Source organism: Gammaproteobacteria bacterium (assembly GCA_013696315.1).
Lineage (GTDB): Bacteria > Pseudomonadota > Gammaproteobacteria > JACCYU01 > JACCYU01 > JACCYU01.
Genome location: JACCYU010000111.1, coordinates 1 through 6,931 on the forward strand (window position 1 = coordinate 1; position 6,931 = coordinate 6,931).

The following is a 6,931-nucleotide window of genomic DNA, read 5'->3' on the forward strand; positions in this document are numbered from 1 at the left end:
GAGCGAACCTCTCCAATGCCAAACTTATGGGGGCGCGCATCATCGGCGACCTGAACGAAGCCAATTTACAAGGCGCGGATCTCTCCAATGCTGAAGCCGCGGTCGACATGCGAAATCAGTCGATGGGGCTGATGAACGCGCGCTTCGATCAGGCGAACCTGAACAACGCAAATCTTTCCGGCGCCGATCTGGGCCGCGCGTCGCTACGGTTCGCGGATCTCATCGGCGCCAACCTGCGCGGCGCCAACCTGACGGGTGCCGATGTAAGCGGCGCCGACTTTACCGGCGCCGATCTGACCAACGCCAACCTCAGTGGGGCAACGGTTATCAGCGCGACCTTTACCGACATCGAGGGGCGCGACACGATCAAAGGCCTAAAAAGCGTGGAGGGCATCGATGAGGCGATCGGCCTCTAGACCAAGACCCGAAAAAAATACGTGGTGTCGTACCCATTGCTAAGGCGTCGTCATCTGAGCTGTCATGGGCTCGATCTGGAGCGACTCGGCGAAGCGCATCTGTCTGTTGTCAACGACCCGCACCGACAGCTCACCCGGCGCTCGCGGCTTAAATGAAAAGCGCAGACTTGGATCTTCGCTGAGCGAAAATGTGGTGTCCATATCCAGCACCGGATCGCCCGCGTAAGTTACCGATATCTTGCGCACAAAATGCGCCGGGACATACAAGCGGGTTAATTGATTCATCTGCAAGCCGGTGTGGTTGGGATGGCGAAGCATGAGTTGCACATCCCGAATTTCGCCAAGAGATGCTGGCTGCTCGCCCATCTTGAGCCGCATCTCACCGAGGCTGCCCTGCGCGGCGTCCGGATCCTTGGATGCGGGCGCCGAACAGCCGCCGCTTGCCTTTACGAACCGCGACGCCATGTAAAGTTTACCGTCGTCAGTACGGGCAATGGCGCGCATCGTCGTATAGGCATCCACGCGCACGCGGGTCGCGATATGGGCGCGGCCTGCCAACGGCGTGAAGTCGAATATCGCGGACATCGGCACCGGGTTGTTGTCAATCACTAACCACATCTTGTCGATGCGCCGTTTGCCATCCGCGGGCAGCAGGTCTTTTATGGTAATGGGTACGATGGCGGCATCTTCCGCGCGCACGGGCGCATCCAGTCCAATCACTCCGGCGCCGCGGGCTATCGGCCGGTCGCCGAAGTGCTTCTGCTTCAGGCTTGCCCAGACGTCGTTCTCAGCCGCAGCGGCCGCAGGCGCGACACCTGCCAAAAGGCCCGGCGACATCACGCTCAATAGCGCTAGGGTGGCAATATGACGCTTCATATTAGTCTCCTTCATTTATGGCGTAGCCGCTGACTGAGGCGCTTCGCTATTCCCATTCCAACTCGACGAAAGCCGCGGTTACGTTACGGCGATGATACTCATCAAACAGCAGCCACCGATCGCTGGTCTGATAGCCGACCGTATCGATGGCCTGTTCAATGGTGCCGCCGCGGTCGATCACTGCGCGGACACCTTCAGCCACCGTGTTCAAATAATCGCGCTGAGCGTTAAGTGCCGCGGCCACGGAACGCTTGCGGGACCGTGTCCAGGAACGGCGCGCCTGGCCTTGATGTCCTCCAAGCGTTGCATAACGGTCAGCCAGCCCTTGATGCTGCCATCCAACACCGGGATATGTCGTACGAACAAGGTATCGCCGGTCCACAGCGTTGCGGTCTGGACGTCGAATACAATCAGATCCGTATTGGTGTGACCGGTGGGCAAAGCGGTTAGTTGCAGCACACGATTGCCCAAGTCTACGCTGACGGTAGTGGCGACCGTGCGATCGGGCGGAACGATTACGTCTGCCGAGAGCGGCTGATTATAAAGCGCCGAGAACCGCTCGAGGTAAGTCTGCATGCGCGCACCCAGTGCCTGTGCGTAGTCCGCGTGAACGATAAGAGCAGCATCCTGATCCGTGAACGCCATGTTGCCAAATACGTGATCCGGATGCGCGTGGGTGTTGATGACGTAGCAAACCGGTTTATCCGTCCGGGCCTCTACCGCGCTTCGAAGTGCTACGCCCACCCGCGGACTGCCGCCAGTGTCGATAACCGCGACGCAACGCTCGCCTACGATGAACCCGATGTTGGCGATATCGCCCAGATTTCCGGCCGACATCGGCTCGATGCGGCCTTGATGGACAAACACGCCGGGCGCTATCTCCCACATCTCTAATGCGCGCTCGGCGGCCGCGACGTGTGACGTCAAGATTAGGCCTGCGAGGACGGTCCATGGAATTGACTTCGATAGGTTCACGCCGGCGAACTCTACTTTTCTACGGATCGATGAGGTGTTAGCGGACGTATGGCCCGCGCCAATAGACACATCGCGGTAATACGATCACGTCTGACACGAGGATCGGTTGAACCTGAATACGCGCAAAAAATGTACACGCAAAAAAAACCCGCATCCCGATAAGGCCGGGATGCGGGTCGTGTTACAACTAGCTACCAGCGGTTAAGCGTGCTGGTTAACTTATGCCGCATTAGCCCTCAGGCAGCGCGAACACGGTCAGTACGCCGCCCAGCTGAGTATGCTCCTCAAGGCCTGCGAAGGCACCCACTGCACCCAGACCCTCGGTATCACCCTCTAGGCCCGCAGCCATGCCGATGCCGGCCCAGCCACCCACGCCCGACAACACGCCGACGTACTGTCTGCCGCCATGTTCCCAGGTGTTAATGTTGCCGATGATGCCGGACGGGGTCTTGAACTCATACAGCTCTTCACCCGAATTGGCATCGACTGCCTTCAAGTAGCCTTCCAGCGTACCGTAGAACACCACGTCACCCGCGGTCGCCAGGGCGCCGCTCCACACGGCGAACGGTTCGGCGATGGACCACTTGATTTTGCCTGTGGTCGCATCCCAGGCGATGAAGGTGCCAAGGCGCGGTTGCTTCGCTTCATCCGCGTTGACCGGATTGGTAATCACGTTCGGCCCCGGAAACATGGACAGCGTGGCGCCCACGTAGGGTTGACCCGCGACGTACTCCACCTTGTACGGTTCATAGTCCATGCAGATATGGTTGGTGGGCACGTAGAACAGCCCAGTGTTGGGCGAGAACGCCGCTGGCTGCTGATCTTTGGAACCCAATGCCGCCGGGCAGATGTTGGTGACATTGGTGTCTTCGCCGCCGGCTTGCGTGCTATACCGATCTACCACCTGCGGACGGCCCGTTTCCATATCGACTTCCGTCGCCCAGTTCACTGCTGGATCATACTTCTCAGCCACCAGCAACTCACCCGTCTCGCGGTTATGCGTATAGGCAAAGCCATTGCGGTCGAAATGCACCACAGATGGAACCGTCTCACCGTCGATCTCCAGATCGGCCAGAATCTTCTCGTTGATGCCGTCATAGTCCCACTCGTCGTGCGGGGTCATCTGGTAAACCCATTTGGCCATGCCGGTATCGGGATCGCGCGCAAAAATGGTCATGGACCACTTGTTGTCGCCCGGGCGCTGAGTGGGGTTCCAGGTGCTGGGGTTACCTGAGCCGTAGTAGACTAAATCGAGCTTCGGATCGTAGCTATACCAACCCCAGGTCGTGCCGCCGCCGATTTTCCACTGGTCGCCTTCCCAGGTATTCAGGCTGGAATCCTCACCGACAGGCTCCATGGTGGCCGAGTCAATGGTCTTTTCCGGATCGAACAACAATTGCTCATCTGGGCCGACGCTATAGGCCTTCCAGGCCTGCTTGCCATCTTTGGCGCTGTACGCCGCTAAGAAGCCCTGCACGCCGAACTCGCCGCCGGAGATACCGGTTAGAATCTTGTCCTTAACCACCAGCGGGTTGTTGGTGTTGGTCTCACCCTTGCTCGGATCACCGTTCTTGACGCTCCAGTTCACCTTGCCGGTCGCCGCATCCAGGGAAACCAGCTTGGTGTCCGCCTGCTGCAGAATGACCGCGGGTTTGCCGCCTGTCGCACTGCTCGGAGCATAGGCCAAGCCGCGATAAACGGTGTCGCAACACATTACCGGAATAACTTTCGGGTCCTGGGTCGGCTCATACGTCCAGTTGATGCTCTGGTCTGCCAGGTTGATGGCGATGACTTTATTGGGGAATGGGGTGGCGATCCACATCGTGTCTCCGACCACCAGCGGGCCGCCTTCGTGGCCGCGCAGCACGCCTGTAGACAGCGTCCAGACGGGCGTTAAAGTACCTGCATTCTCGGTGTTGATCTGGTCCAGCTCGCTATACCGGTTACCGGTATAGTTACCGCCCCACATGGGAAAGTTGGCTGGGTCCTGCGATAATTTCATCAATTCTGAATTGCCAAACGCCGTGCCGCTTACGGCAAATGCCGCTAGCGCAACCACGCCTGGCTTCCAGACTTTGCTTGCACTCCAATTACTCATTGCGAAGCCTCCGATCGGTTCACTTATCTGAAACGTTGTTAGCCGACGACAGCCGCAGTGCTCCGTGCGCGGGCCGCTTGGTTCCTTGTCTGGATTTATCCCTGCTACATCATTGTAAGTTCTGAATATACCATGTCACACACCATTAGGTAGAGCGAATTTTGATGAATTTTTTGTATAAGCGTTACCTTACACAAAACGTCGTCCAGGCTTATACAAGCGCACATCTTGCGCACGCTTCTCTTACGCAGGGATGACCCATGGCCGTATGCACGCGAAGGGTGACTTACTTGGCCGCGTACTGGGCGTTAAGGATAGAATCTATTTATGCGCGCCCCCCAATGCCGTAACGCCGCCCGCGACTCAGGCTCACGAATGTCGCGGGAATAGTGAAAGGGCCGTCATCCACGCCGCGCTTCTGAGGTCAACGGCGCAACGACATAAACGCCCGTCAGCAACGCAAGCGCAACCGCGCCGAACAGCCAGCTTATGTCAAGGCGCGCTCGGTGCGGATCGGCATACCGTTGAGAGCGCAATAAATTGACCAATCGCTCACTCGTACGCAGCCGATGATAGTCCAGCCCCGCGCCACGCCCGAGCTTGCGCAGGTAATTTTCCTGCAACTCGGACAACATCGGCTGCCCGCCCTGCTGAATATAGCCCACCATATTGCCGCCCTGATTCAATTGCGGAATCGCGGAGGGGCGCAAATCGCCTACGCCGACCAACACGCCGCGGGGGCGTCGCGATGCTGCTTTCTCCGTTGTAGCCAGTTGCTCGACATCGACCGGAGGCGCCTCTTCGCCATCGGTAAAAAATACCAGCGCGGCATCGTCCTGTCTGGGGACGGAAAGCTGCGACAAGGCATCGTCTATGGCGCGCGCGACTTTGCTCATTGGCGCCCAGGCCATGCGCCAGTCGATGTTGCGTATCGCGGTGTCGATCTCCCGGCGGTGATGGCAGACCTCAATGGGATGGAACAGCACCGCGGTCTGCCAGGCAGTAAACAGGCCCAGACCCACCGAAGAGCCGCACGGCAACCCGGGCAACGCGCGGATCAACGCGGCCTTGACGAAGTTCAGCCGATCGATGGGACGTCCCTCGACGATATAGTCGCGCACGTTCATGCTCTGGGTGATATCGACGACGAACAGATAGTTACGTACCGGCTGCGCGACGCGAACGAAAGGGTCGCTGAACACGGGCAGCAGCGCCAACGCCCCCATTATCAGGAGAAGCAGGCGCACGTCCCGTAAGCGCGGCGGGATTGGCCAGCGCCTTGTATCGATCACGGCAAGCCTTGCGGCGGCTGCTGAAACTCGGCCCAGTCCTTCCTGAATTCGTGCCGGTGCGACAACCCTCCCTCGTAGTCCTGTTGATCCAAATCCCGCTCGGTGACCAGAAAACGCGTGTATTCCAGATTGTACTTGGCATTGTAGAAGTCGCTTTCCAGACGCAGGGCGCGCTGATATTGCGCCCTTGCAATACTGGCCAGAGTGCCGATGTTCTTGACGCGGTGAAGCAGGGCGTCCATGCGCGCCTGCATCACGTAGATGTTGCCGATGTTGTAGCTGGCCCGGATTCGAATCTCGCGGTCGGCAACCTGCTCGAGCTTTTGGTAAAGCGCAAGCGCCGCGCCAAGCTTCCCGTCCTGGCGCAACTGATACGCCCTGGCGAACAGCGCGCGCGGCGCCGCGTCGTCGTCGATTCCCTTAACCTCTCTCAGCGCGATCCGCGTATTGAGCGCATGCCCCTGGTATAACGAATAGGCGCTAATTGCGAGGCCGAGCAGGGAGGCCACCAGTGCGACTGGAACGATCCAGGACAGAGCCCGTTTCACGATGATCGCCATAACCTTACTTCGAACAGTTTCGCGACGATCAATATCGCGATCATCAGCAGGCTCAGCGCATAGGCAAACCGGCTCACGTCTTTACTCGGCAACAGCTCCGAGGTGCGAAGCGGCCAGCGTTCCAGTTGATCCATATCCGCCACGGCCTGCTGCAAGGCCGCCGGGTTTTGCGCCTCGTACGCCTTGTAAGGAACACCCAAGGTCTGGAAAAATCGATGTAACCGCTGTTCCGGCACGCCACCCACGGGCAGCTCGTCGTAAGGCACCGGTGCGAAGAGGCCGGGACTGCCCTCCTCCGGTATGTAGATCCAGTACAACCTTACGTTTAATTCCTGAAACGCAACGCGCAGCACCTCGCCGACCTGCGTGTCGATCACGGTCGCGCCGTCGGAGACCAGTAAAATCACCCGCGATCCCCGGTAGGCGCGGCCTTCGAAAAACCCCGCCGCCATCAGCAACGGACTGGCGATGTTCGTCAACGCGAAACCGTCCCTGCCGGCGGCTTTGATCGCGGCCTGGGTCGCCGACTCTTTGTGCGTCAAGGGCAACGCATACATGGGGGCGGTCGTGAACTCGATCGCGCCATAAACGTTATTAGGTCTTTCTCTTATGAAATCCAGCAGCAGACGGCTTGCCGCCTCCGCCTTGCTTTCCTCGCCAAGACCTGTGGGCGCCTGGTCGGCGAAGGTATCGTTCATGCTGCGGCTGCGGTCC

6 protein-coding genes and 1 pseudogene are annotated in these 6,931 nt (G+C 59.0%); 1 reads left to right on the forward strand and 6 read right to left on the reverse strand.

What is annotated here, in order from left to right:
- The coding region (locus tag H0V34_06880; GenBank protein ID MBA2491430.1) for a pentapeptide repeat-containing protein at positions 1-416 on the forward strand (416 nt) is incomplete at its 5' end.
- 39 nt (positions 417-455) lie between these two features.
- On the opposite strand, the gene H0V34_06885 is transcribed toward H0V34_06880, so the two are convergent.
- The 6 genes and pseudogenes from H0V34_06885 to H0V34_06910 all read right to left on the reverse strand — a co-directional run.
- A complete protein-coding gene (locus tag H0V34_06885) occupies positions 456-1,292 on the reverse strand; it encodes a quinoprotein dehydrogenase-associated SoxYZ-like carrier (GenBank protein MBA2491431.1) in 837 nt (278 codons plus the stop codon).
- 46 nt (positions 1,293-1,338) lie between these two features.
- Positions 1,339-2,180 (reverse strand): annotated as a pseudogene (locus H0V34_06890) (quinoprotein relay system zinc metallohydrolase 2).
- A 316-nt stretch (positions 2,181-2,496) separates the two neighbouring features.
- A complete protein-coding gene (locus H0V34_06895) occupies positions 2,497-4,365 on the reverse strand; it encodes a methanol/ethanol family PQQ-dependent dehydrogenase (GenBank protein ID MBA2491432.1) in 1,869 nt (622 codons plus the stop codon).
- A gap of 401 nt (positions 4,366-4,766) precedes the next feature.
- Positions 4,767-5,612, reverse strand: coding sequence for a VWA domain-containing protein (locus H0V34_06900; GenBank protein MBA2491433.1), 846 nt, complete (start codon positions 5,610-5,612; stop codon positions 4,767-4,769).
- 41 nt (positions 5,613-5,653) lie between these two features.
- Positions 5,654-6,205 (reverse strand): hypothetical protein, encoded by a 552-nt coding sequence (locus tag H0V34_06905; GenBank protein ID MBA2491434.1) that lies wholly within the window; start codon positions 6,203-6,205, stop codon positions 5,654-5,656.
- Positions 6,202-6,931: VWA domain-containing protein (locus tag H0V34_06910; protein MBA2491435.1), on the reverse strand; the 730-nt coding region annotated here is incomplete at its 5' end. The genes H0V34_06910 and H0V34_06905, both read right to left, overlap by 4 nt.